Below are 2,554 nucleotides of genomic sequence, written 5' to 3' on the forward strand. Positions count from 1 at the left end.
ACAATGGCTGTACCGAAGCAGTTGTACCCGATACAATGGTGCCATACACATGATCGCCATACAGGAACTGGTCAAAATAAGGCCCAATCACATTGCGTGGACTTTCTTTCAATTGATCCAAACGGATCAGCGTACGTCTTTTTTCCTTGCTGAACTCGCTGGTATCAAATCGTGGCGCAGTTAATACTTCCGATAAAATCCCCATCATCTTCTCCATGTCCTTACTGGCAAAGGACGAAGAGAGGCCGGCATATTCTTTATTGGCATAAGAAGAAAGGCTGGCTCCTATAAAATCGATGGCACCATCCAGCTCCTGCTTCGAATAAGATTTTGTTCCATGTTGCAACGCAGCCGCCGTAAGTGATGCCAATCCTGCTTGCTGACCGTCAAATATGGCACCCGCGGGCAAAATGGCGGAAACCGAAATCATCGGCACTTCGTGTTGTTCCATCAGGTAAACAGTGAGGCCATTTTTAAGTGTAAATTTCTGGTAAGCCGGCAACTTAAACGCCTGTGCAAATAAACCGGCGCCGGTATACAGGAACACCGCCACCAGTAAGCTATATTTTTTGAGTAATTGTTTCATTCCTTTGTTTTAAAAATTTAGTCCTCAACTTTTGCTGTCAGAATTCCCACGGTACGATTCGGTTTGGTAAAATATTCCGTAGCAACCCGTTTAATATCCTCCGCCGTTACCTTGTTGTATTGGCCGGGCGCATCAAACAGCTTTTTATAATCGCCAAAGAATACTTCGTAAGTGCCGATATTGTTGGATTTGCCATTAATGGTTTCAATTTGCCGATAGAATTCGATCAGTTTAGAATTTTTTACTTTTTCCAATTCCTCAGCAGTAACGCCTTCTTTTTTGATCGATTCCAGGGCTGCATACACTTCCTTTTCAATATCCTCGGTTTTAGTACCCCGGGCAGCTGCCGCCGTTATGCTGAACAAAGTGGGATCAAAACTTTCTGAATACCGCGCAAATACCGTTGTTGCCAGCTGCTTATTATCCACCAGGTTTTTATACAGGCGCGATGACTGCCCCTCTGCCAGCAAATCTGCCAGTAAAGACAAGGCATAATAATCGGCGTGCCGGGCTTCCGGTGTATGCCAGGCCATGCTTATATAAGGATTGGCAACCTGCTTTTGTACCATAATCCTTTTTTCCCCCGTCTGCCTGGGTTCTTTGATATGAACCTCGGGTGGGGCCGCCTGCGCAGGAATAGGAGCCAGGTATTTTTCGGCCAGGGCTTTTACCGTAGCCAGTTTTATTGCTCCCGAAATCACCACCACGCAGTTATTGGGCGCATAATAAGTTTTGAAATACCGCTCCAGGTCGGCCTGTTTCCAGTTTTTCATATCGTCCAGGTAGCCAATAACCGGCCAGTGGTAGGGGTGCTCGGCAAATGCTTGTCCCTGTACCGCTTCAAATAATACCCGGTAAGGAGAGTTTTCCAATCCTGTGCTGCGTTCAGAGATCACTACCCCCCGCTCACTTTCCACTACTTTTGGATCGATGGTAAGGCTGGAAATACGGTCTGCTTCCAGGTCAAAAATCACTTCGGTGGCCGAAGCAGGAAACCAGTTGGTATAAACTGTTACATCCTCGCGCGTATAGGCATTGTTAGCACCCCCGTTAAACTCCATGGTACGGTCGAATTCCTTGGGACCATATTTTTTAGCCCCGTTAAACATCATGTGCTCAAAGAAATGCGATAACCCGGTTATGCCCTGGTATTCATTCCGGGAACCAACCCGGTAAAAAAGATACATGTTGGCATTGGGAATGGAAAAGTCCTCTACTACCAAAAATTTCATTCCATTTGAAAGCGTAAAGGTCTGAACCTCATCAGCTTTTAGCTGGGCATGGGAGAAATAAGCGGACAAAAGAAATAAACCCGTCCAGATTTTCTTCATAATTATGTGTTTAGTGCGGGATAAAGCTACTATTTGTTAGTTTTCAGCCATCTACCACTCCTAAAAAAAACCCTTACTCATACATTATTTTTCTCGTCTTTACGTTGTTAGGAAAAGATCCGATCCTTGAGAAAATTATACCTGCCGCTGCTTTTGGTCTTATTTGTGTTGCCTGGTTTTGCACAACCGTCGATTGATACCAGTATTAAATACATTGCCCAGAAAGAAAATGTTATTAAGGAAAATACCGTCATCAAAATTGAAAACCTGGGTGAAGGAATTAATTCAGATCTGCCTGAATTAAGGCCAACTATTTCGGCAGACGGCAATCTCCTGTTTTTTATCTGCGAAAACCATCCCCGGAATACCAAGTACCGGTCGGTTCCCAATTCACAGGATATATGGGTGGCTTTTCGTGATACCCTCGGCAACTGGAGCGAGGCCAAACACCTTGCCTACCCCCTCAACACCACCCATTATAATGCCGTTTACTGGATTTCTCCCGATAATAACCGTATCCTTATCAGGGGGGCTTTCGTAAAAGGCGGATATGTTGGCAAAGGCATCAGTATGTGTTATATGAAAGACGATGGAAGATGGAGTTTGCCTGAAGGCTTAAATATCAAAAACTATTTCA

The 2,554-nt window shown here is 44.8% G+C and carries 3 protein-coding genes; 1 reads left to right on the forward strand and 2 read right to left on the reverse strand.

What is annotated here, in order from left to right:
* Both A1D16_RS11790 and A1D16_RS11795 read right to left on the reverse strand, forming a co-directional pair.
* The coding region (locus A1D16_RS11790) for an insulinase family protein (RefSeq protein WP_290709680.1) at window positions 1–586 on the reverse strand (586 nt) is incomplete at its 3' end.
* A 17-nt stretch (window positions 587–603) separates the two neighbouring features.
* Window positions 604–1,917: a pitrilysin family protein gene (locus tag A1D16_RS11795; RefSeq protein WP_290709682.1), complete on the reverse strand. Its 1,314-nt coding sequence runs from the start codon at window positions 1,915–1,917 to the stop codon at window positions 604–606.
* 126 nt (window positions 1,918–2,043) lie between these two features.
* Between A1D16_RS11795 and A1D16_RS11800 the strand changes: the two genes are divergently transcribed.
* Window positions 2,044–2,554 (forward strand): hypothetical protein (locus A1D16_RS11800; protein ID WP_290709684.1); only part of this gene is annotated, 511 nt, incomplete at its 3' end.

Source organism: Flavihumibacter sp. CACIAM 22H1 (genome assembly GCF_001601815.1).
Lineage (GTDB): Bacteria > Bacteroidota > Bacteroidia > Chitinophagales > Chitinophagaceae > Flavihumibacter.

Excerpts from the sequence above, each read along its gene's own strand:
- A1D16_RS11795 (WP_290709682.1), bottom strand. The coding sequence starts at position 1,917 with ATGAAGAAAATCTGGACGGGTTTATTTCTTTTGTCCGCTTATTTCTCC.